The organism is Brucella pecoris (assembly GCF_006376675.1).
Lineage (GTDB): Bacteria > Pseudomonadota > Alphaproteobacteria > Rhizobiales > Rhizobiaceae > Brucella > Brucella pecoris.
Window position 1 is genome coordinate 35,736 of sequence record NZ_VEWK01000006.1, and the last position, 21,464, is coordinate 57,199.

A 21,464-nucleotide genomic window follows, 5' to 3' on the forward strand; every position below is an offset into this window, starting at 1 on the left:
AAAAGGAAACGGCGCCTTCGGGCGCCGTTTTTGTTTGCATGCTTATCGCTCGCCGCGACGATAAGGCTGCATCAACGCTTGCGGAACACGTGCGCGCCGCGCCATGACGATCAGCGCCACAATCGACATGATGTAAGGGATCATCAGGAAGAGCTGGTAAGGCACGACCTTGCCGTAGACCGTCTGCAGGCGTAGCTGGAACGCGTCGAACAGCGCAAATAGAAGTGCGCCCAGAAGTGCGCGGGCAGGTTTCCACGAGGCGAAGACGACAAGCGCGATACAGACCCAGCCGCGCCCCTGCATCATCGTCGGGAAGAACGAGTTGAAGGCGGAGAGCGTGAGGAATGCACCGCCGACAGCCATAAGCGCGCTGCCGAACATGATCGTGAAAATGCGCACGCGGATCGGATTGATGCCCTGCGCTTCGGCGGCATGCGGGTTTTCGCCTGTCATGCGGATGGCGAGGCCAAGCGGTGTGCGAAAGAGCACGTAACCGAGCAGCAGCGCCAGTGGAATGGCGATCCATGTCAGCGCCGTCTGCGTTCCGAACACCTGCCCGATAAACGGAATATCCGTAAGCCAGGACGGGTTGACCGGCTGGAAAGGCGTGATCGTCGGCGGAGTTGAAGAGAGCGGCACCAGAAGACGAAACAGGAAATAGCTGAGGCTCGATGCAAACAACGTGATGCCCAAGCCCACGACATGCTGTGACAGACCGAGCGGTACGGTGAGGGCTGCATGAAGCAGGCCAAACAAGGCACCGGATGCTGCCGCTGCAAGCACGCCTGTCCAAAGATCCGCGCCATTATAGACCGTCAGCCAGCCGATCATCGCGCCGAAGGTCATGATGCCTTCAATGCCGAGATTGAGCACGCCCGCACGCTCGCAATAAAGTGCGCCAAGCGTACCGAAGATCAGCGGCGTTGCGATGCGCAGGACCGAGACCCAGAGGCCTGCGGACAGCAGGATATCCATCAACTCGTTCATCGGGCGATCCTGTATTGTGTGAAGAACAGAGCAACCAGCATGGTCAGGAGCGACAGAGCCACGGTGACATCGGCAATGAAGCTTGGAATGCCGATAGCGCGGCTCATGCCGTCAGCACCAACGAACATTGCGGCTGCAAAAAGCGCTGAGAAGATCGCGCCGATAGGATTCAAATTGGCCAGCATGGCGACGATGATGCCAGAATAGCCGAAGCCGGGCGACAGATCGGTCGTCACGTAACCCTTCACGCCCATGACCTGTATCGCGCCTGCAAGGCCTGCAAGACCACCAGAAATGCAGGCGACTTTTACCAGCGTCTTGCCCAGCGGAACGCCTGCAAAGCGCGCGGCGCGCGGATTGAGACCTGCAGCCTTGGTTTCAAGCCCGAACACGGTGCGCTTTTGCACATAGGCGAGGATGAGCGCCAGAGCGATGGCGATGACGATACCGATGTGAAGCCGCATACCTGCCATGATTTTCGGCAGCACTGCCGCATCCGGCACAGGCTCGGATTGCGGCCAGCCAAAGGCGAGGGGGTCTTTCATCGGACCTTCGATCATCATCGAGACGATGAGCACGGCAACGAAGTTCAAAAGCAGCGTCGTCACCACTTCATCGACACCGAAACGCAGGCGAAGGCCGAGCGGAATGAGCAGGAAAATCATACCTGCAATTGCGCCGACCACAAGCAGCAGTGGAATAAGTATGGGAGCCGGAAGCTGCAATTGTGTGCCACAGGCGACGACCGCAAGAGCGCCCATATAGAACTGGCCTTCGGCACCGATATTCCAGAGTTTGGAGCGGAAGGCGACGGCGGCGGCAAGGCCGGTCAGCATCAGCGGCGTTGCGCGAGTGAGCGTTTCGGTGATCGAAAGTTTGTTGCCGAAAGCACCAATGGCGATCTGGCGGAAGGATTCGAGAACCGGCGCACCGGCGGCGGCAATCAGCAGTCCGGCAAGCACGAAGGCGGTCAAGACGGCGAGAACCGGCGCGGTTGCTACCAGAGCCATGGGCCGTGTTTCGCGTCGTTCAATACGCATCAGTTCAGCCCCTTCGTGGTATTTGTCTGCCATTCGCCAGCCATCATCAGGCCCAGCCGTTGTGCATCGGCTTCTTCCGCGTCGATGGGCGGCGATAGCCTGCCTTTGACGATGGCCTGAACCCGGTCGGCAAGGCCGATAATTTCATCGAGGTCTTCCGAGATTAGCAGCACCGCCGCTCCCTTGGTGCGTGCTTCCAGAATGCGGGCATGGATGGCTGCGACGGCACCTTCGTCGAGGCCGCGTGTCGGCTGCGCCGCGATCAGGATGCGCGGGGCGGTTTCCAGATTGCGGCCCAGAATGAGCTTCTGCATGTTGCCCCCGGAAAGCAGTCGAATGCGGCTGTCGGGCGTTCCGCCGCGCACATCGAAGTCCTTGATGATCCGGTCGGTAAATTCACGCGCAGCCGTGCGGTTGACCAGAAGACCATTGGAAAACTGCGGATCACGCACGCGTTCCAGAACAGCATTTTCCCAAAGTGTTAGGTCACCGATTGCGCCTTCCGCATTGCGATCTTCCGGAATGCGGCCAACACCTTCCGCCACAAACTGGCGGGGGTCGAATTTGGTGACGGTCTGCCCGAACATGACAAGTGAGCCGCTCGCAGGCTGGCTAAGGCCTGAAACAAGACGCCCAAGCGCTGCTTGCCCATTGCCCGACACGCCAATGATGCCGAGCGTTTCACCAGCGCGGAGATGAAAGTCGAGATCGCTAAGGCGGGTTGCGCCATCTTCCACCACGGTTATATTCTTGGCTTCCAGCAAGGTTTCGCCGGGCGTGGCCGCAGCGCGCGAAGGGCGCGAAACGCGACGGCCGACCATCAGTTCGGCGAGTTCCTCTTTCGAGGTTTCGGAAGCCTTGCGCTCAGCGACAAGCTTTCCACCGCGCAGGACGACAACGCGGTCGGCTGCCGACATGACTTCATGCAGCTTGTGCGAGATGAAGATCAGCGACAGGCCCTGACGCGCCATTTCTTTCAGTGTCGCGAACAGGTTTTCGGCTTCCTGCGTGGTCAGAACGGCAGTCGGCTCGTCGAGGATCAGAATATCGGCGTCGTTATAGAGCGCTTTCAGAATTTCCACACGCTGCTGTTCGCCGACAGAAAGATCGCCAAGTCGAGCATCGGGATCGACCTGAAGGCCGAAGCGTTTGGCAATGTCGGCAATCTTGGTGCGCGCGGGTCCGTGTGCCGATTTAAGCTTCCAGAGGCTTTCAGTGCCGGTGATGATATTTTCAAGCACTGTGAGGTTGGGCGCGAGCGTGAAATGCTGGTGTACCATGCCCACGCCCGCATCGATGGCAGCGCGAGGCTTGCCTTGCGGGATTTCCTCGCCCTTGACGAAGACGCGGCCTTCGTCCGGCACATAATGGCCGAACAGGATGTTCATCAGCGTGGTTTTGCCTGCACCATTCTCGCCAAGAAAAGCGAGGATTTCGCCGCGCTCAAGCTTCAACGAAATGTCGTCATTGGCCGTAAGCTGGCCAAACCGCTTGGTGATGTTCTGTAGTTCAAGAACGGTCGTCGTCATATGCTCAACCCCGCAACGGGAAATCTGTGCTGCCACCGCTGGTCCTCCTCCAGACGCTGGCCAAGGTTCAGAAGCAGCCGGTCAGCGCCCATCGGCGCCACAAGCTGCAAGGCGACCGGCATGTCGTTAGCGTCGGTTCCAAAGGGAAGCGAGAGTGCCGGGAAACCGGAAAGATTGGCAAGTGCCGCATAAGGCGCGAAGGCATTCATCTTCTGCCAATGCACATCGACATCGCCGTGATCCATCGGAAAGGAACCGAGCGGCATCGGCCCGCGCGCGAGCATAGGCGTAATCAGCACGTCGATGTCGCGGAAAATCTGCCACAACATATGTGTAGCGCTGACGGCTCCGTTCATGGCGCGGTAAAGCGCGGTGGCTTCCATGCGCCGCCCGCGCTCCGCAACCGCACGGGTAAGCGGTTCCAGCTTGTCTTCATCAAGGGCCAGAAAATCGATTGCAGCAGCGAGATTGACGGAAATGATGCGGTCGAAAGCACGTGCGCTGGAAGCGATCAGCGGGCTGAATTCCGAAGCCGGGATTTCGCGAATTGCGTGCCCCTGCGCTTCAAGGAAATGCGCTGCATCGGCCACAACCTGCAGACGTTCGGGCGCGACCGGATAGGCGGAGAGGTCGCCGGTCACGACACCCACACGAAGGCGGTTTGGCAAATCGCCTGCCTGCATCGCGGGGTCAGGCAGAAAGCCTTCCGTGTTGCCTTCGACAAGCGGCAGAAGCGCTTTCGCGTCGCGCACTGAACGACAAAGTGCAAACTCGCTTGCAATGCCTGCGAGATAATTGCCGAAATGCGGACCCGCTGGTATCGCGCCACGACTGGGTTTCAGGCCGATAAGACCACACGTCGCGGCTGGCACACGAATGGAGCCGCCCGCGTCGGTGGCGTGCGCAATTGCGACGATCCCGGCCGCAACGGCTGCTGCCGCTCCGCCGGACGAGCCGCCGGGTGAAAGCGTTTCATCGAAGGGATGGCGTGCGTGCGGTGCTCCCGATGGCTCGCTCGCAAGCGCCAGACCGAATTCGGGGACAGTGGTGGTGCCAAAAAAGTTGAGCCCGGCTGCGCGCAACCGGCGGCCAAGCTCGGAATCCATCTGCGGTGAGGCATTAAGGAATGCCTGTGAGCCGAGCCGGATCGGCAGACCAGCACAGGGACCGCCCAGATCCTTGAACAGGGAGGGAACGCCCGCGAAGGTTGCTCTGGATGGCGCTGCATCGAATGCAATGGCACCAGAGCGGCCAAAATCGCGATCGAGATATGCAATGGCGCCCAGAGGGCGCCATTTTTCTGCGGCGGTGAGGGCGGCGTCCATGGCTTCTTCCGCCGTAAGGAATCCGTCGGCGATCGCCTTCGCGAGCGCGGTTGCATCCTGCCGGTTCATGTCGATTGCCACGGAATGCCTGCCCGTCTTACTTTGGTTCGGCCGGGTTCGGCTTGTACTCGAACTTGCCTTCCTTCAGTTCCACACGACGGGCTTCCATTTTGGCTTCGGCCTCGGCAGGGGCAATGCCCTTGACGTAGATGATGTCGTTGCCGCCTTCCTTCATCAGGCTGAATGGCGTGTAATCCTTGCCGGTTGCCTGGCTGGCCTTCACGTCGGCGACAGCCGCATTGAGGATCGGGCGGAAATTCCAGATCGCATTGGCAAAAACCGTATCCGGGTAACGCGGCGTATAGTCGATCAGGGAGCCGATGGCCTTGATGCCGCGTTCCTTGGCGGCGTCCGCCGTGCCGATGCGCTCACCGAAAAGGATGTCCGCGCCCGAGTCGATCTGGGCAAGACCGGCTTCACGTGCCTTTGGCGGGTCGAAGAAGGTGCCGATGAACGACGCGATGAATTTCGCGTCTGGGCGGGTTTCCTTCACGCCGTCCTGAAAGGCATTGATAAGCATGTTGACTTCCGGGATCGGCACGGCGCCGACCGAGCCGAACGTGCCGGATTTGCTCATCGCGCCTGCCAGCATGCCCGCGAGATAGGCGGCCTCGAAGTTCCATGTGCCAAAAACACCGAAATTATCGCCCTGCGGCTTGCCGGAGGAGCCCAACACGAAAGCCGTCTTCGGATAATCGCCTGCCACCTGGCGGGCTTCGCGTTCGACGGCATAGGATTCGCCGACGATCAGCTTGATGCCCTGTTCGGCATATTCGCGCATGGCGCGGGGATAGTCGCTTGCCGAAACGCCTTCGGAGAAGACATATTCGATGACGCCTTCGTCATTGGCCTGTTTCAGTGCGTCGTGGAGGCGTGAATTCCAGGCATTTTCGACCGGCGAGGCGTGGATGCCTGCGACCTTCAGCTTTTCATCGGCGGCGAAGACGCGGGTGGTGATTGCCGTTGCGCCGAGTGCTGCAGACATTGCGAGAATGTCGCGACGGGTAAAGTTCGGTGTTTTGATGATTTTTGTCATTTGGTCAGGGACCCCTCATGTGTGTTTTCGGCGCACGGGCGCGCGCAGCCGGTTGCTTCGTTTTGACGTGCGGATTTCATGAGCAACGATTTCCATCATTGCCCAAACCACCTTTAATTCAAGAAGATTCTAAAGCTGGCCGACTGGTGCGTAGTCAGCCCCGTCAACCGAAGACGGACGGCCTTCGAGGTTGATGCGGCTTATGCGCTGCGGGGTTTCGGCGATGACCTTGCCGCGCTTCACGACCTTGAGACGGTTTGCCTTGAGGCGCAGCGCTTCAATCGGGTCACGTGCCTGCAGCACCACGAAATCCGCATTGCAGCCTTTTGCAAGGCCATAGCCTTCAAGGCCCAGCGCCTTGGCGGAATTGACGGTGAGCGCGTCGAAAACCTGTTTCTTGCCTTCGATGGAGGTCATCTGTGCGACATGGATCGCCATGTGGCCGACTTCCAGCATGTCACCGGAACCCATCGAGTACCAGGGGTCCATCACGCAGTCATGGCCGAACGCGACATTGATGCCAGCAGCCATCAGTTCCGGCACGCGCGTCATGCCGCGACGCTTCGGATAGCTATCCGCACGGCCCTGAAGCGTGATGTTGATGAGCGGGTTCGGAATGGCATTCATCTTGGCTTCCGCAATCAGCGGAATGAGTTTCGAGACGTAATAATTGTCCATGGAATGCATGGAGGTCAGATGCGAGCCGGAAACGCGGCCTTGAAGGCCGAAGCGCATTGTTTGCGCTGCCAGCGTTTCGACATGGCGCGACATCGGATCGTCGCTTTCGTCGCAATGGATATCGACCGGCAGGCCGCGTTCAGCGGCAATGCGGCAGAGTTCTTCCAGCGAGGCTGCGCCATCGGCCATGGTGCGTTCGAAATGCGGGATGCCGCCGACGACGTCGAGGCCCATATCGAGCGAGCGGTTGACGAGTTCGACCGCGCCCGGCGAACGATAATAACCGTCCTGCGGGAAGGCCACGAGTTGCAGGTCGATATAGGGTTTCACCTTCTCGCGCACTTCGATCATCGCTTCAGCGGTGAGGAGGCGCGGGTCGCTGACATCGACGTGGCTGCGAATGGCGAGCAACCCTTGCGAAACGGCCAGATCGCAATAGCGCAGCGCGCGTTCCACCATGGCTTCAACGGTCAGTATCGGCTTCAGTTCGCCCCAGAGCGCGATACCTTCAAGAAGGGTACCGGAACGGTTGAGGCGCGGCAGGCCGAGCGACAGGGTGGCATCCATGTGGAAATGCGGATCGACGAAAGGCGGGGTTACGAGCCGGTCGGTTGCATCGATTTCCTGAGCTGCCTGATGCTCCCCCTTGGAAGGCACGATATCGGCAATCTTGCCGTCCTTGACCAAAATGTCCTGCTTCTCGCGACCGTCGGGGAGATTGGCGTTTCTCACGATCAAATCGAACATCGGCGGGACCTTTCATCTGGATATGCAAGAACAGAGCCCAAAAAGAAGGGCTCATTTTCCAATTGCCTTATACCCTATATCTGGTGGGCGCAATGCCGGGGGAAGCTGGAAGGGGTCGTCATCCTCAATGGAAAATGCTAGGCCGCGAAATCATCTTTGTAGGATTGCCATGTTCACGATCAGTCGCGTCGAAACCTTTAGTCAGGAGATCAGGAAAAGTCGGTTTCTGGCCATCGCCGCACCTGTCGCGAGCGAGCAGGCGGCGAAGGATTTTTTGAGCGAGCATTCCGACCTGTCGGCCAGCCATAATTGCTGGGCCTGGCGCATGGGGCAGAACTACCGTTTCAGCGATGATGGAGAGCCAAGCGGAACGGCAGGAAAGCCGATCCTGCAGGCCATCGACGGCCAGCAACTGGACAATATTGCCATTGTGGTTACGCGCTGGTTCGGCGGTATTTTGCTAGGCAGCGGGGGCCTGATGCGCGCTTATGGCGGCACGGCTGCGACCTGTCTGCGACAGGCGGAGAAAACCGAGGTCATCCCGCTGGTGGGATTTCAGTTTGCCTGCGATTTTTCAGATCATGCTTTGTTGAAAGCACGTCTGACAGCGGTGGAAAACCTCGCCATTGCGCAAGAGAACTTCACCGGCACCGGCGTGGAAATCACAGGCGCTATGCCCATTGCCGCGCGGGATGAACTATCCCGCCTCGTCACCGATCTGACGCGCGGAAAGACCGTCATCAAGTTCGACGATTAGCTCATACCCGTCGTATATTGCTGGCGCTTGTTCTCATACATCAGCAGGTCGGCCCGCTTGGCGACAGTTTCCAGCTTTTCGCCTGGCATACTTGTCGCAGAACCGATGGAAAGGTTTAGCTTGAGCTGGGAATAATACTGGTTGTTGATATCGACCAGCCGCTGGATGTCCTCAACCATGGCCTCCGTACCGCGCTCATCCACATAAGGCAGCACAACCGCGAATTCGTCGCCGCCGATGCGGGCCGCGTGGCCCGGCTGCTTCACGGCTTCATTCAGCACTTCACCGATGCGCCGCAGCAATCCATCGCCTGTCGCATGGCCCCATTGGTCATTCGCAGCCTTGAGGCCATTGAGATCGATGATGATGACAGAAACGGGCGTATGGCCCTTGCGTTCAAGCCGGTTCAGTTCATCGACATAATAGGCGCGATTGTGCAGCTTGGTCAGCACGTCGTGCTTGCCCAGATATTCCAGATAGGCTTCGGCCTTCTTGCGCGCAGTGATGTCGGTAAGCGCGATCTGCACAAGCGACCAGTCCGTTTCATGCCCCGGCAAAACCGAGAGCTGCAGAAGAACATGCCGCTCGGAGCCGTCGAGTGCATAGTTCACCACTTCGCGTCGCTGGAACAGGACACCGTTCCACAGATCGATGAGCTGTTCGCGGAACGATGATTCCATTTCGTCCTTGAAGACGAGCGGCAGGTTCTGCAGCAGCGCCTTCTTGTCAGGCGCAAGGAAGAGGGCAGTCGTCTCGGTGTTGATTTCAAGAACCCGGATTTCGCTCATGCACTGGCGCACGAATTCCGGATGCACGTCGGTAAACACCCGAAAATCAACGATGCCGCGCTGACGTACATCGTCCATCAGTTGTTTGATGCGGCTGAAATCCTCAACCCAGAGCGAGACCGGCGAATGCTCGAAAAGCCCCTGCGCGTGCTGCTTGTGCCGGTCCTCTTCGCGACGGGCATTTTCGCGTGCGGTCACATCTTCGATGGAAAGCAGAACGCGCTCCCACGTGTGCTCATAGCCGGGCAGCACGACACCCTTGAGCTGGATATCGAGCCGCTTGCCACTGAGCGAATAGTTGATGGTGTCGCTTGAGAAAGCATTGCCGCCGTTCCAGAGCTGGACCATCTCGTCGATATGCGGGTCCAGCATGTCGTCGCGAAACACACGTTCGAGATTGGCGACCAAATGGCTGACGCTGTCTGCCTCGAAAAGCGAAAGCGTCTTGCGGTTGACCTTCAGGACCCGGATATGGCTGGTGCAGATGCGAAGCCGGGTCGTGTCTTCATGTAGGAAAGCCCTGAGATCGGTAACGCCAAGCGCTCGCCATTCTTCGAACTGCTTGCGCAGGCCGCTATAATCCTCAAGCCACAGGGAAATTGGCGCAAGGTCAAAAATATTGGCGCTGTCACTCAAGGCGGACTCGATATTCATGGATTTCCCGCTCTACCATTGGCTTCCCGCATTTCCCATTCAGGATATGCGTCCAAACCGGATTCGCTTTTCCCACCGGGAAAAGCCGCGATGGATTGTTGGGAGCGCGTTATATTACGAGAGGCTTGGATAAACTAGAGGTTTTATTGTTTAAAAACTTCGCTTTTACGTAAGGTGAAAAAGGCAGCTCCTCATGGGAGCCGCCCTTTTTTATGTTGGCAGCAATCAGTTCTCGACCGGCAGACGATGGCGAACCAGCGTCGTCCAGTATGAGCAACCCCAGGCAATGACATCGTCGTTGAAGTCATATTTCGGGTGATGGAGATTGGCGCTTGGGCCGTTGCCGATATTGATCATCGCGCCCGGCACTTCGTTCAGCATGAAGGCAAAATCTTCACCGCCCAACGTCGCCGGCATGTCGCGCGTCACACGGTCGGAACCAGCGACCGCTTCTGCGGCGATTGCCGCCAGTTCCGTTTCCTGCTCGTGATTGACGGTGACAGGGTAGCTGCGCTGATAGTCGAGCGTGGCCTTGGCCCCGAAAGCATCGGCAATGCCCTGCACAGCGCGGGTCAGCTTTTCCTCGATATGATCGCGCACTTCCTCGCGAAGCGTACGAACCGTGCCGGTTAGCCGGATTTTCTGCGGAATGACGTTGAACGCATCGCCACCCTGAATGGTGGTGATCGAGATCACGGCGGAATCCAGCGGATCGATGGTCCGCGCCGTCAGAGTCTGGATCGCCTGAATGAGTGCTGCCGTCACCGGAATGGGATCGATGGTCTGGTGTGGTGAGGCCGCATGTCCGCCAACGCCCTCAATGGTGATGTCGAGAACATCGACCGACCCCATGATCGGGCCGGAATTGATGGTGAAATGACCGACCGCGAGGTTGGGTCGATTATGCATGCCATAGACTTCGTTGACCGGCCAGCGCTTGAACAGACCGTCGTCGATCATCGCCTTGGCGCCAGCGCCACCTTCTTCGGCGGGCTGGAAGATCACGATGACCGTGCCGTCGAAGGCGCGGCTTTGCGCCAGTTCGCGGGCCGCGCCCAGAAGCATGGTCGTATGCCCGTCATGGCCGCAGGCATGCATCTTGCCCGGCACTTTCGACGACCATTCAGCGCCGGTTTCTTCGAGGATCGGCAGCGCATCCATGTCGGCCCGCAGACCGATGGCGCGACCGGAGCGGTTCGACTGCCCACGAATGACGCCGACGACGCCAGTGCGTCCGATGCCGGTCACGACCTCATCAACGCCCGCGGCACGCAGCGCTTCGGCGACCTTTTCCGCCGTCCGGTTCACATCGTAAAGCAGCTCGGGGTTTTCGTGCAGGTCACGGCGGAACGCGACGAGTTCGTCAAGCTGGTTCGATGTCCAGTTTTCAACCGGCATGTCAGGCTCCTTTTGTGTTGTCTTCAGTCGTGTCGAGGCGATAGCGGAAATCGCAGTGGCTTGCGCCCTTCATGATGGTCTGCGTGCGTTCCAGCTTCATTTCGGGATTGTAGCCGATGCAGAAATCGCCATCGCGATTGCAGGAGAGCAGATGACCGATATGGCCAAGACCCATCTCGCGATACATTTCCGAATAGCGGCAGCGTGTGACGTTGAAATCGAAGTGATTTTCGCCCTGCGAAATCACGTCGATCTCCAGCGCGTTTTCCTTCGTCCATAGTGGCTGGATGTCGGCAAAATCCTGTATCGTCGGCGTGCGGCCCAGCTCGTCGGCAAAGCTCTTGCCCTGTTCGATGGCCGAACGGCTGACGGCTTCACCGATTGCCGCCTGCGCTTCTTCCTCACCGGAGCGTTCGCGAATGACTTCGTAAACATTCTTGAGAACCAGCGCTTCGATGCGGCGACGTTCGAGAATTGACATTTGATTCATGGACCTGACCTTTCACATGAACGTTGAATGAGATGACTTAAAGATTTGGCTCGGAGAGATCCTTGCGCCGAAGCCATGCGAGATAGAACGGTGCAATTTTTCGGGCGACCTTATGAAAAGGCAGCGGTGCCGGTTCCGAGACGGGAAGGGCAAGCTCCTGTACCGGCTCGCCATCCAGCGCGCGTGCGAATTCACGCCCAAGCGATGTGCCCAGAGCGACCCCACGCCCGTTGCAGCCGATCCACGCCCAGCCATTGGGGCCGAGCTGATGAACGCGTGGAAAGCGATCCCACGTCATGCCGATATAGCCGCTCCACACATGGGTGATTTCCGGTTGCCCGAGCGCTGGAAAGGCTTCCGCCATGTTGCGTGCCGTCTTGCGCTTGACGCGTTCGGCAATGTTGAAATCGCCCATCACCACGCCGCCGGTAATCAGCCGGTTGCGGGCATCGTAGCGGAAGAAGCGCAGGTCGCCGCGTGTATCGGAAACCGCTTGCCGTCCGGGCAAAATCGTTGCGCGCAGATTGTCACTGACGGGCGCGGTCGCCATCTGCCACGAGAGTACCGGCACGATGGTGCGAGCGAGGCGTGGGGCAAGTCCCTCACGCAGCTCGCCGGTATAGGCATTGGTGGCGAGCAGGAAGCCCTTGGCGCGCACTGTGGCGCTGGCAGTCTTGACTTCCCAATGGTCGCCCACCTGGGCATAGGAGATGACCGGGCTTTGCTCGTGAATGATCGCGCCGTGGCGTTCGGCAGCGGCTGCAAGCCCGCGCGCGAAAGCCAGCGGGTTGATATGGCCGCCGGTCGGGTTGAACATGCCGCCATACCAGAAATCGCTGCCCAACAGCCGCGATGTCGCTGCACGGTCGAAAAACTCTGCCGGAAAGCCGAAGCGTTTCCACGCGTCCACGCGGGTTTGCGAAAGCTTCACCCGGCCCGGCGAATGGGCGGGCTGGAACCAGCCGTTCTGCTCGGCCTCGGCTTCGATGTTTTCGTCGCGCACGATGGAGAAAAGAATGTCGGCGCTATTGCCGATCAGTCTGGCAAAACGTTCACCCGAAGCGCCATAGCGTTTGGCGATTGCATCGGGCTCGGCGGAAGTCATGGTCGGGATGACCTGTCCGTTGTTGCGCCCCGATGCGCCCCAGCCCACGGCATTGCCTTCCAGCAGGATGACACGCTTGCCGCGTTTTGCCAGATGGAGTGCTGCCGAAAGCCCCGTAAAACCACCGCCGACAATGGCGACATCGGCTTCCGCGTCATCGGTCAGCGGCTTGGCCGGTATGCGGGCAGGGGCAGTAGCAGCCCAGATGGAGGGTGGAAAGACTATGTTCTGCATGGCTTCACGCATTTTCCAAACGAGGCGGTGTCCAGCCCTTGCCGGGAATGGAGGCAAGCAGGCGCTGTGTATATTCATGTTGCGGATTGGCGAAGACTTCGGCTGTCGGTCCTGTTTCTGCGATCTCGCCCTTGGACATCACGATGATACGATCACAAAGCTGGGCAGCGACGCGCAGATCATGCGTTACGAAAAGCAGCGACAGGTTGAGCCGTTCGCGCAGGTCAGCAAGAAGACGAAGAACTTGCGCCTGCACGGAGACATCGAGCGCGGAGACCGGTTCATCCGCAACAACGATGCGCGGCTCCAGAGCCAGCGCGCGGGCGATGCCGATACGCTGGCGCTGTCCGCCCGAGAACTCATGCGGAAATCGGTCGGCGGCAGCGGGCGAAAGTTCGACCAGCTCCAGCAGCTCGCGTGCTTTCGCATGGGCCTGTTCCTTCGACACGCCATGGACGATAGGCCCCTGTGCGATCAGGTCCACGACGCGGCGGCGCGGGTTGAGCGAGGCCATAGGGTCCTGAAAGACCATTTGGATGTCCTTGCGCATGGCGCGCACTTCTCGCGGGCTGGCGCTCAGAAAATCCCTGCCATTCACATCGACCTTGCCGCTATCGGCTTCCAGCAGACGCGTGACGATGCGCGAAACGGTTGTCTTGCCTGAGCCGCTTTCGCCGACGACGCCGAGCGTTTCGCCCTGACGCAGCTCGAACGAAAGGTCCTTCACGGCCGGAACGGCACTTCTTTTGCCAATGAGCAAGCCGCCGCGCGCCTTGAAGGTTTTGCGTAAAGCGCTCGCCTTGAGAATGACCGGCTGGGCGTCCACCGATGGCTTGGGTTCGGGTGGCGTGAGGGCCGGAACCGATGCAATCAGCGCCTTTGTATAGGGGTGCTGCGGATGGTTCAGCACTTCACTTGCCGGGCCTTCTTCGACCAGTTCGCCAAGCCGCAGCACGGCGACGCGGTCGGCAATTTCGGCCACTACGCCGAAGTCATGCGTGATGAACAGAATGCCGGTATTGTGTTCGCGCTGCAAATCGCGGATCAGTTTCAGGATTTGTGCCTGCGTGGTCACGTCGAGCGCCGTGGTCGGTTCATCGGCGATAATGAGACGCGGTTTCAGGATCAATGCCATCGCAATCATGACGCGCTGACGCTGTCCGCCCGAAATCTGGTGCGGATAGGCGTTATAGGCGGATTCCGGGTCCGGTATCTTCACCTCTGCCAGCATATCCAGTACGGCGGCACGGCGCTCCTTGCGGCCAAGTTTAGTGTGCAGGCGCAGCACTTCATCGATCTGCCAACCAACTGTCTTCTGCGGGTTGAGCGCAGTCATCGGCTCCTGAAAGATCATGCCGATGCGGTCGCCGCGCAGTTTCTTCATATCGGCTTCGCTGAGTGAATAAAGATCGGTGCCTTCAAGCTTGATCGTGCCGTGGGTCACATGCACATGCGGTTCCGGCAGAAGGCGCATGATCGCGCCTGCCGAAAGCGATTTGCCGGAGCCGCTTTCGCCAACGAGACAGACGATCTCACCGGGATTGATGGTCAGTGTCAGGTCCTGCAAGGCATAGGGACGGTCGGCGCCCTTCGGCAATGCAATCTGCAGGTTTTTAATTTCAAGAACGGGTGCGGCGTTCATTATTTCTTCTGCCTCGGATTGAGCGCGTCGTTCAGGCCTTCGCCGAGCAGGCTGAAGGAAAGAACGGTGAGCAGAATGGCGATGCCGGGAATGACCGAGCAGAACCAGTCGGTGCGCAGCACGGCGCGACCCTGGCCGATCATGTTGCCCCAGCTTGCATAGTTCGGATCGCCGAGACCAAGGAAGGCGAGAGCGCTTTCCATCAGGATGGAGGTGGCCATCACCACGGATGCGAAGACGATCACCGGCGGCAGGGCATTTGGCAGGATTTCGCGGAAGATAATCGACATGTTGCCGACGCCCAGATTGCGCGCGGCATCGATGAATTCGCGCTTGCGCAACGCCAGAAATTCGGCGCGCACCATGCGGGCAGGCGCGGTCCATGACACGATGCCGATGCAGATGATGATATTCTCGATGGAAGAACCGAAGATCGCCACCAGTGTCAGAAGCAGCACGAAACTCGGCACGGTCTGGAAGGCCTCGGTGATGCGCATCAGAACGTCATCCACCCAGCCGCCATAATAGCCGGCAAGAGCGCCGATGACGATGCCGATCACGATGGAAATCAGGGTGGCCACCACGCCGATCAGAAGCGAGATGCGCGCGCCATGGAAGATGCCTGCCATGATATCGCGCCCGAGCTGATCGGTGCCCAGCGGCGTTGCCGCGTTGACGAATGGCCAGACGAGCGGATCGCCAGCGCGCCGCAGCGGGTCGCCGGACGCAATGACATCGGCCAGCAGCGCGATCAGGACCACGGCAATGAAGAGGATGAGGCCCAGCACGGCGGCGCGGTTGCGGCTGAAGCGCTGCCACAGAATTTTCGTGCGGGAGACCTGCGGGCGGGTGAGGGAGAGGTCCTGGGAAGTCATGACAGTTCGATCCTGGAATCAAGCCGCGCATAGATGAGATCGGTGATGAAATTGACGATCACCACCAGCACCGAGCACAGGAAGATGATGCCCATGAGCGTGTTGAGGTCGCGCTTGATCACGGAGGTGTAGGCGAGCTGGCCAAGGCCGGGCAGCGAGAAGATCGTCTCGATCACAACCGAGCCGCCAAGCACGGTCGAGAACTGCAGGCCGAGCAGCGTGACGACAGGCAGGAAGGCGTTGCGCATGATGTGATGGAACATCAGCCTTGCACCGCTGGCGCCTTTGGCGCGTGCGGTCCGAACATAATCGAGGTCGGCTACTTCCAGCACGCTGGTACGCATCAGGCGCATGTAGAAAGCGAGATAGATAAGCGAAAGCGCCGTTGTCGGCATGACGAGGTGGACGGCAATATCCCAGACATTCTTCCAGCCGGTATAGAAACCGCCCAGCGTCTTGTAGCCGCCGACCGGCAGCCAGCCGAGCTTGACGGAAAAGATGAACATCAAAATGAGGCTGAGGAAGAAGCTCGGCATGGCGTAGAAGACAAGGCCGAGCGTGGAGATGACATTGTCGGTCAGCGAATAAGCCTTGCGCGCGGCGAAAGCCCCAAGCGTGATGCCAAAAATGAACGCCACCGACAGGGACGAAACCATCAGCAGGAGCGTCGGCACGAGGCGGGCCATCAGCACGTCCAGCACAGGCAGTTCATAGACATAAGACCAGCCAAAATCGAACCGTGCCAGCTTGGTCATGTAAATCCAGAGCTGCGTCCAGACCGGCTGGTCGAGGCCGTATTCGGCGCGCAGATTGGCGACGAATTGCGGGTCTGCACCACCCATGTCGCCAACAAGCGCGTCAACCGTGTCGCCGGGCGCAAGCTTGATCAGCAGGAACGCCCCGATCATGATGAGAAGAATGACGGGGATCGCCTGTAAGATGCGCCGCAGCGCAAAAGTCAGGATCGGGGGCAGGGGCATTGCGGATTATCCTGCAAGATATTCATTTCAGCATTCAGGGAAGAGAGGAACCGCTGCCGGAGAGCCCGGCAGCGGTTGTGTATCGCTTATTGGTCGATCCAGAGGTCGTACCAGCTTGATGAATCCCACCGCGGCGTGTTGTGGTGGTTTTTGAGAACCTTGTTGGTCACGCCGACGAACGGATGTTCGATGGCGAAGATGACAGGCAGGTCCTTCATCTCAAGCTGCTGGATCTGGTGATAGAGATCGGCGCGTTTGGCCGGGTCCAGTTCGCTCGCGGCCTTGTCGATCAGGCTGTCCATCTCGTCAGACTTGTAGTCGAACTGGTTGGACCATGCGGTGCCAACTGGAGCGCCGGAGCGCAGCCAGACCGTCGTGGATACGGCCGGATCGGAGCGGAACTGATGCCAGCCGCTTGCCGTGTCGAAGTCGTGATCGCGATAAACACCGTTCAGGAAGCCCGGCGCATCATTGGTCAGGATTTCGACGTCGATGCCGACTTCCTTCATCGCCTGAGCGTAATATTCAGCCCAGAGCTGCGTATATTCGCCCCATGGTGCCGGGCGATGGCGCAGCTTGAAGCGGATGCCGTCAGGACCAGCCGGATAACCGGCTTCGTCGAGCAGTTTCTTGGCCTTTTCAACATCATACGGGTAGGTTTGAACCTGATCCGTATAGTTGGCGCCGCCGGCGCTCGGGATCGGGCCACGGCCCGGCTTGGCATAGCCGCGCATGATCGTCTTGATAGCGAAATCGATATCGAGCGCGTGATAGATCGCCTGACGAACCTTCAGATTGGCAAGGATCGGATTGCGCAGGTTGAACTCGATGGTCGAGTGGGCGACGTTGTTTTCGAAGCCCTTGGTGCCGGTGTCGAAGCGGCCATCCTTCTGGAGGCGCTCGGTATCCGACATGGAAATGCCGTTGAAGGCGGTTTCCATCATTTCACCGGCCTCGAGCGCTGCGGCAGCAGCGGCCTTGTCCGGCATGAAACGCCAGATGACGCGGTCGAGGTAAGGATATTCCTTGCCGCGCCAGTAATCATCGTTGCGCTCGGCAATGATGTGCTGGCCGCGCTCATATTCGACGAACTTGAATGGTCCCGTGCCAACCGGCGCGGAATTGTACTTGTTCTTCAGAATATCGGTGCCTTCATAAAGATGCTTCGGCACCGGATGGCCGAGATCTGGCATGGCGGCGACCAGCAATTCCAGAGGCATCGGCTTGGAGTAGCGGAACACTGCCGTATGCGGACCGGTGCAGTCGACGGCTTCGAGATTGGCCTGAAGCGTGGTCGAATAGTTGAGCAATTTTTTCCAGAGGTTCATCGCGCTGAACGAAACATCATCGCAGGTGAAAGGCTGGCCGTCGTGCCAGCGCACATTCTCGCGCAGCTTGAAGGTGATGGCCTTGCCGTCTTCGGAGGATGACCAGTTCGTCGCCAGAACGGGCACATAGCCCTCATAGGTGCGGTCGATCAGCGGCTCCATGATGCGGCCGGTGATCTGATAGACGCCGGTGGAGGCGCGTAGAGCAGGGTTAAGCACACCCTGCTCGGTATTCATATGGACGATGACAGTACCGCCGCGCTTTACGTCTTCGGCGTGCGAAGGCGCTGTCGCAAGCGAAAACGCCGCAAGAAACAGGCCAAGGCCAACTTTTTTGATATGCATTCTCTGTTCCCCTGAAGGACGTTGAGGGAGGGCTTTCGAGCCTCTTTTCCCGCACGTCCCAATATTGTTCAAGCCCCTGAAATCGCAACAAAATGCTACTTCAGAGGGTCTTTATTGTATGCAAGCATTGATATGCTAGAATCCGTGGCGATATTGTCAAGATAAACTAATATGTCGAGAAAAATTGGTAAAATTTCTCGACCAGCCTGCGTTAATAAGTGTCGATTTTCTACGACGGAGTTTGTTGATGAGCCAGAATTCCCCCGAGCAGAACGCAAATTCGGGCAAGAACGAACGTGGTGCGGTCTGGATAACCGGTGCCGGATCGGGCATCGGCGCTGCCATGGCGCGACGGTTTGCGCGCGAGGGCTGGCCGGTGGCGCTGACGGGCCGCAAGGCGGATTCGCTTGCATCGATTGCCGAAGAAATCGTCTCCAATGGTGGCGAGGCGCAGATATTTCCAGCGGACGTTCTCGACCGCGAGGCAGTTGTCGCTACCGCCAGCGCCATCGTGGAATGGGCAGGCCGTCTGAACGTGCTCTGCAACAATGCCGGCCTCAATATTCCGCGCCGTAACTGGGCAGATATCGATTTCGACTCATGGGATGATGTCATCGACATCAACATCAAGGGAGCGATCAATGTGATTGCCGCTGCCCTGACTCCCATGCGGGCCCAGGGCGGCGGCCTGATGATCCACACATCGTCATGGGCGGGGAGGTTCTCATCACCGAATGGCGGCGTTCCTTATGGCGCTTCCAAACATGCGCTCAACGATCTGAGTGCCAGCCTGAATGCGCAGGAAGGGCCGAACGGCATCCGGTCAACGGTGCTGTGCCCCGGCGAGGTGGCGACGCCGCTTCTCGCGCGTCGACCGGGCTTCGATCTCTCCCGCATGGATGATGTGATCCAGCCCGAGGATATGGCCGAAACCGCGCTCTATGTTGCCAATATGAATCCCAAGGTTACGATCCACGAGATCGTTCTGGCTCCGACGAAGAAATAAAAAGGAAGTTTTGTATGTCTCATCCTGTCAAAGGCGTCGATCATGTTTTCCTGCTGGTCGGCGATCTGGAGAAAAGTGCTGCGCAATATCGCCGTTTCGGATTTACGCTGAGCCCGCGCGGTCTCCACAGCAAGGAGAAGGGAACCGGCAACTACACCATCATGTTTCCCGAGGATTATTTCGAGCTGCTTGGTATCGTCGCCGAGACGCCGGGTAATCTGCACCAGCGCGAGAAACTGACAGCGCAGGGCGAAGGCCTCCATGCCATTGCCTGCCGGATCGACAATGCGCGCGATGCCAAGACGGAACTGGGCGCACTTGGCATCAAGACAGGTGAGGTCGGCGTGTTCCAGCGCCCGGTGCAACTGCCGGGTGGCAGTGAGGGTGTCGCAGCTTTTGAAACCGTATCCTTCGCAGAAAGCGAAGTGCCGCAGGGCATGGTGTTCATGTGCCAGCACAAGACCCGCGAAACAGTCTGGCTGCCGGAACTGATCGAACATGCAAACGGTGCGAATGGCCTTTCCGCCATTGTTGCCATTTCATCCGAGCCGGAAACCGCTGCCAGAGGTTTTGCCCGCCTGTACGCCAATGGCAAGGCCGATACACGGGATGGCGGCTGGAAGGTTTCGACCGGTCCACGCTCGGCGGACATATTGGTTGTAAGCGAGGAAAAAGCCTCAGAAATCTATCCCGGCGTCGATTTTGCTGCGACGCCTGGCAAGGCTTTCGCCGTTTTGCGCATCCGGGTTGCTTCGCTGGACAAGGCGCGCGGCGTTCTTGACGCCAATAGCGTTTCCCACGTGAAGACATCTGCGGGCATCGCCGTGCTGCCGGAAAATGCCAGCGGCACGGTTCTGGAATTCTCGGAACAGTAAGTGTGTAGAAAGGCGGGGCTGAGAGGCCCCGCTCATCGTGTTCAGCGCGGAAAGCGCTGGTTGTCTTCCAGCACGTTCAGGTCCATGTGGTTGCGCATGTAGCGCTCGGACGCCTTTTGCAGCGGCTGGTAGTCCCATGGATAATAGGCGCCGTTGCGCAATGCCGGATAGACGACGTGACGGCGCGCCTGACTGGCACGGATATCGGCATCGTAGCGGTCCAGATTCCAGCGCTTTTCTGCCTTGGCCAAAAGGTCATCCAGAGCGGCTTTGAATTCCGGTTTTTCCGCCAGATTGTGCAGCTCGTCCGGATCGTCGGCAAGGTTGAACAGTTGCGGCGGGTCGGCGCGGCAAAGATTGAGCTTCCAGTCACCATCCCGCAGCGAGACCATCGGTGCTATGGTGCCCTCGGCGGCATATTCGACCGGAACCGCGCCGCGTTCGGCGGAACCCGATGCAACATCTGTCAGTGAAACGCCGTCGGTCCATGGCATGATGCCCTTGAGGTCGATCCCGGCAAGGTCGGCCAGTGTCGGGAGAACGTCGAGCGTCGAGACGGGCGTATCCACGTGGCCCGCCTGCAATTGCGGGGCCGCGATCATCAACGGCACGCGAGCAGAGCCATCGAAGAAGCTCATCTTGAACCACAGGCCGCGTTCGCCGAGCATATCGCCGTGATCGGAGGTGAAGACGACAATCGTGTCCTCCGCCATACCGCAGCGTTCGATCACGTCAAGCAGGGTGCCGATCTTTTCATCCACATAGGAGATATTGGCGAAATAAGCCTGCCGCGCTGTTCGAACCTGTTCACGGGTCAGCTCGTAGTCTTCAGCCTTGCAGGCCCGCAACAGGCGTTCCGTATGTGGGTCGATCCCGCTTTCAGGCAGAGGTCCGATTTTCGGATCAAGTTCGGGAATGTCCGCATAGAGATCGAAGAAGCGTTTGCGCGCCACGTAAGGGTCATGCGGATGGGTGAAGCTGACAGTCAGGCACCATGGCCGTTCGTCGTGGCCGCGCGCGAGATCATAGAGCTTCGCTTCAGCCTGATAGGCAACTTCGTCGTCATATTCGAGCTGGTTGGTGATTTCGGCCGAACCAGCTCCGGTGATCGAACCGAGATTGTGATACCACCAGTCGATGCGCTCGCCGGGCTTGCGATAATCTGGCGTCCAGCCGAAATCGGCCGGATAGATGTCAGTGGTGAGCCGCTGTTCGAACCCGTGCAGTTGATCTGGCCCGACGAAGTGCATCTTGCCGGAAAGCGCGGTCTGGTAGCCGGCATTGCGAAGGTGGTGCGCATAGGTCGGGATTTCAGACGAAAACTCTGCTGCATTGTCATAAACGCCGGTCCGAAACGGCAACTGGCCCGACATGAACGACGCGCGCGCCGGTGCGCAAAGCGGGCTTGCCGTGTAGCAATTGGCAAAGCGGGCGGAACGTTCGGCAAGCTTTCTCAGATTTGGGACATGAAGGAATTCGGCCGGGCCATCCGGGAAGAAGGTGCCGTTCAGCTGGTCGACCATGAGAACGAGGATATTCGGCTTTTTCATTGTGCGGGACCGTTGGCAAGTGTGGGAACGCGAAA

Annotated in this window: 18 protein-coding genes; 3 read left to right on the forward strand and 15 right to left on the reverse strand. The window is 59.0% G+C overall.

Annotated features, from left to right (window positions below):
• Positions 1 to 42: 42 nt before the first annotated feature.
• The 6 genes from FIB18_RS12640 to FIB18_RS12665 form a co-directional block, all read right to left on the reverse strand.
• Entirely contained in the window at positions 43 to 987 is a 945-nt protein-coding gene (locus tag FIB18_RS12640; protein WP_140021055.1) for an ABC transporter permease, read from the reverse strand.
• Positions 984 to 2,027 carry an ABC transporter permease gene (locus FIB18_RS12645; protein WP_140021236.1) on the reverse strand — a complete coding sequence of 348 codons (1,044 nt, stop codon included), beginning with the start codon at positions 2,025 to 2,027 and terminating at the stop codon, positions 984 to 986. The genes FIB18_RS12640 and FIB18_RS12645 overlap by 4 nt, the downstream gene beginning before the upstream one ends.
• Positions 2,027 to 3,556, reverse strand: coding sequence for an ABC transporter ATP-binding protein (locus tag FIB18_RS12650; RefSeq protein ID WP_140021056.1), 1,530 nt, complete (start codon positions 3,554 to 3,556; stop codon positions 2,027 to 2,029). The genes FIB18_RS12645 and FIB18_RS12650 overlap by 1 nt, the downstream gene beginning before the upstream one ends.
• Positions 3,553 to 4,950, reverse strand: a complete 1,398-nt coding sequence (locus tag FIB18_RS12655) for an amidase (RefSeq protein ID WP_140021057.1) — start codon at positions 4,948 to 4,950, stop codon at positions 3,553 to 3,555. The genes FIB18_RS12650 and FIB18_RS12655 overlap by 4 nt, the downstream gene beginning before the upstream one ends.
• A 28-nt stretch (positions 4,951 to 4,978) precedes the next feature.
• Positions 4,979 to 5,977 carry a BMP family protein gene (locus FIB18_RS12660; protein WP_140021058.1) on the reverse strand — a complete coding sequence of 333 codons (999 nt, stop codon included), beginning with the start codon at positions 5,975 to 5,977 and terminating at the stop codon, positions 4,979 to 4,981.
• A 129-nt stretch (positions 5,978 to 6,106) separates the two neighbouring features.
• On the reverse strand, positions 6,107 to 7,402 hold the full coding sequence (locus FIB18_RS12665; protein WP_140021059.1) for an amidohydrolase family protein: 1,296 nt from the start codon (positions 7,400 to 7,402) through the stop codon (positions 6,107 to 6,109).
• 169 nt (positions 7,403 to 7,571) lie between these two features.
• On the opposite strand from FIB18_RS12665, the gene FIB18_RS12670 reads away from it, so the two are divergent.
• A complete protein-coding gene (locus FIB18_RS12670) occupies positions 7,572 to 8,159 on the forward strand; it encodes an IMPACT family protein (RefSeq protein WP_140021060.1) in 588 nt (195 codons plus the stop codon).
• On the opposite strand, the gene FIB18_RS12675 is transcribed toward FIB18_RS12670, so the two are convergent.
• From FIB18_RS12675 to FIB18_RS12710, 8 genes are all read right to left on the reverse strand, one after another.
• The gene (locus FIB18_RS12675) at positions 8,156 to 9,601 is read right to left on the reverse strand and encodes a sensor domain-containing diguanylate cyclase (protein ID WP_140021061.1); all 1,446 of its coding nucleotides are present in this window, start codon (positions 9,599 to 9,601) and stop codon (positions 8,156 to 8,158) included. The genes FIB18_RS12670 and FIB18_RS12675 overlap by 4 nt on opposite strands.
• A 225-nt stretch (positions 9,602 to 9,826) precedes the next feature.
• Positions 9,827 to 10,999: a M20 aminoacylase family protein gene (locus FIB18_RS12680; protein WP_140021062.1), complete on the reverse strand. Its 1,173-nt coding sequence runs from the start codon at positions 10,997 to 10,999 to the stop codon at positions 9,827 to 9,829.
• 1 nt (position 11,000) lies between these two features.
• Positions 11,001 to 11,489, reverse strand: a complete 489-nt coding sequence (locus FIB18_RS12685) for an L-2-amino-thiazoline-4-carboxylic acid hydrolase (RefSeq protein WP_140021063.1) — start codon at positions 11,487 to 11,489, stop codon at positions 11,001 to 11,003.
• Between the two features lie 37 nt (positions 11,490 to 11,526).
• Positions 11,527 to 12,828 carry an NAD(P)/FAD-dependent oxidoreductase gene (locus FIB18_RS12690; RefSeq protein ID WP_140021064.1) on the reverse strand — a complete coding sequence of 434 codons (1,302 nt, stop codon included), beginning with the start codon at positions 12,826 to 12,828 and terminating at the stop codon, positions 11,527 to 11,529.
• Positions 12,829 to 12,832: 4 nt separating this feature from the next.
• Positions 12,833 to 14,470, reverse strand: a complete 1,638-nt coding sequence (locus tag FIB18_RS12695; protein ID WP_235894888.1) for an ABC transporter ATP-binding protein — start codon at positions 14,468 to 14,470, stop codon at positions 12,833 to 12,835.
• Positions 14,470 to 15,345, reverse strand: a complete 876-nt coding sequence (locus FIB18_RS12700) for an ABC transporter permease (protein ID WP_140021065.1) — start codon at positions 15,343 to 15,345, stop codon at positions 14,470 to 14,472. The genes FIB18_RS12695 and FIB18_RS12700 overlap by 1 nt, the downstream gene beginning before the upstream one ends.
• A complete protein-coding gene (locus FIB18_RS12705) occupies positions 15,342 to 16,325 on the reverse strand; it encodes an ABC transporter permease (protein WP_140021066.1) in 984 nt (327 codons plus the stop codon). The genes FIB18_RS12700 and FIB18_RS12705 overlap by 4 nt, the downstream gene beginning before the upstream one ends.
• 86 nt (positions 16,326 to 16,411) lie before the next feature.
• Positions 16,412 to 17,998, reverse strand: a complete 1,587-nt coding sequence (locus tag FIB18_RS12710; protein ID WP_140021067.1) for an ABC transporter substrate-binding protein — start codon at positions 17,996 to 17,998, stop codon at positions 16,412 to 16,414.
• A 247-nt stretch (positions 17,999 to 18,245) separates the two neighbouring features.
• Here FIB18_RS12710 and FIB18_RS12715 point away from each other — a divergent pair, with 247 nt between their 5' ends.
• Both FIB18_RS12715 and FIB18_RS12720 read left to right on the forward strand, forming a co-directional pair.
• Positions 18,246 to 19,004, forward strand: coding sequence for an SDR family oxidoreductase (locus FIB18_RS12715; RefSeq protein WP_140021068.1), 759 nt, complete (start codon positions 18,246 to 18,248; stop codon positions 19,002 to 19,004).
• Between the two features lie 14 nt (positions 19,005 to 19,018).
• The gene (locus FIB18_RS12720; RefSeq protein WP_140021069.1) at positions 19,019 to 19,879 is read left to right on the forward strand and encodes a VOC family protein; all 861 of its coding nucleotides are present in this window, start codon (positions 19,019 to 19,021) and stop codon (positions 19,877 to 19,879) included.
• A gap of 41 nt (positions 19,880 to 19,920) precedes the next feature.
• Here the strand turns inward: FIB18_RS12720 and betC are convergent, their stop codons facing one another.
• The gene (betC, locus tag FIB18_RS12725) at positions 19,921 to 21,429 is read right to left on the reverse strand and encodes a choline-sulfatase (protein ID WP_140021070.1); all 1,509 of its coding nucleotides are present in this window, start codon (positions 21,427 to 21,429) and stop codon (positions 19,921 to 19,923) included.
• Positions 21,430 to 21,464 lie beyond the last annotated feature (35 nt).

Excerpts from the sequence above, each read along its gene's own strand:
- FIB18_RS12640 (WP_140021055.1), bottom strand. The coding sequence starts at position 987 with ATGAACGAGTTGATGGATATCCTGCTGTCCGCAGGCCTCTGGGTCTCG.
- FIB18_RS12645 (WP_140021236.1), bottom strand. The coding sequence starts at position 2,027 with ATGCGTATTGAACGACGCGAAACACGGCCCATGGCTCTGGTAGCAACC.
- FIB18_RS12650 (WP_140021056.1), bottom strand. The coding sequence starts at position 3,556 with ATGACGACGACCGTTCTTGAACTACAGAACATCACCAAGCGGTTTGGC.
- FIB18_RS12655 (WP_140021057.1), bottom strand. The coding sequence starts at position 4,950 with ATGAACCGGCAGGATGCAACCGCGCTCGCGAAGGCGATCGCCGACGGA.
- FIB18_RS12660 (WP_140021058.1), bottom strand. The coding sequence starts at position 5,977 with ATGACAAAAATCATCAAAACACCGAACTTTACCCGTCGCGACATTCTC.
- FIB18_RS12665 (WP_140021059.1), bottom strand. The coding sequence starts at position 7,402 with ATGTTCGATTTGATCGTGAGAAACGCCAATCTCCCCGACGGTCGCGAG.
- FIB18_RS12670 (WP_140021060.1), top strand. The coding sequence starts at position 7,572 with ATGTTCACGATCAGTCGCGTCGAAACCTTTAGTCAGGAGATCAGGAAA.
- FIB18_RS12675 (WP_140021061.1), bottom strand. The coding sequence starts at position 9,601 with ATGAATATCGAGTCCGCCTTGAGTGACAGCGCCAATATTTTTGACCTT.
- FIB18_RS12680 (WP_140021062.1), bottom strand. The coding sequence starts at position 10,999 with ATGCCGGTTGAAAACTGGACATCGAACCAGCTTGACGAACTCGTCGCG.
- FIB18_RS12685 (WP_140021063.1), bottom strand. The coding sequence starts at position 11,489 with ATGAATCAAATGTCAATTCTCGAACGTCGCCGCATCGAAGCGCTGGTT.
- FIB18_RS12690 (WP_140021064.1), bottom strand. The coding sequence starts at position 12,828 with ATGCAGAACATAGTCTTTCCACCCTCCATCTGGGCTGCTACTGCCCCT.
- FIB18_RS12695 (WP_235894888.1), bottom strand. The coding sequence starts at position 14,470 with ATGAACGCCGCACCCGTTCTTGAAATTAAAAACCTGCAGATTGCATTG.
- FIB18_RS12700 (WP_140021065.1), bottom strand. The coding sequence starts at position 15,345 with ATGACTTCCCAGGACCTCTCCCTCACCCGCCCGCAGGTCTCCCGCACG.
- FIB18_RS12705 (WP_140021066.1), bottom strand. The coding sequence starts at position 16,325 with ATGCCCCTGCCCCCGATCCTGACTTTTGCGCTGCGGCGCATCTTACAG.
- FIB18_RS12710 (WP_140021067.1), bottom strand. The coding sequence starts at position 17,998 with ATGCATATCAAAAAAGTTGGCCTTGGCCTGTTTCTTGCGGCGTTTTCG.
- FIB18_RS12715 (WP_140021068.1), top strand. The coding sequence starts at position 18,246 with ATGAGCCAGAATTCCCCCGAGCAGAACGCAAATTCGGGCAAGAACGAA.
- FIB18_RS12720 (WP_140021069.1), top strand. The coding sequence starts at position 19,019 with ATGTCTCATCCTGTCAAAGGCGTCGATCATGTTTTCCTGCTGGTCGGC.
- betC (WP_140021070.1), bottom strand. The coding sequence starts at position 21,429 with ATGAAAAAGCCGAATATCCTCGTTCTCATGGTCGACCAGCTGAACGGC.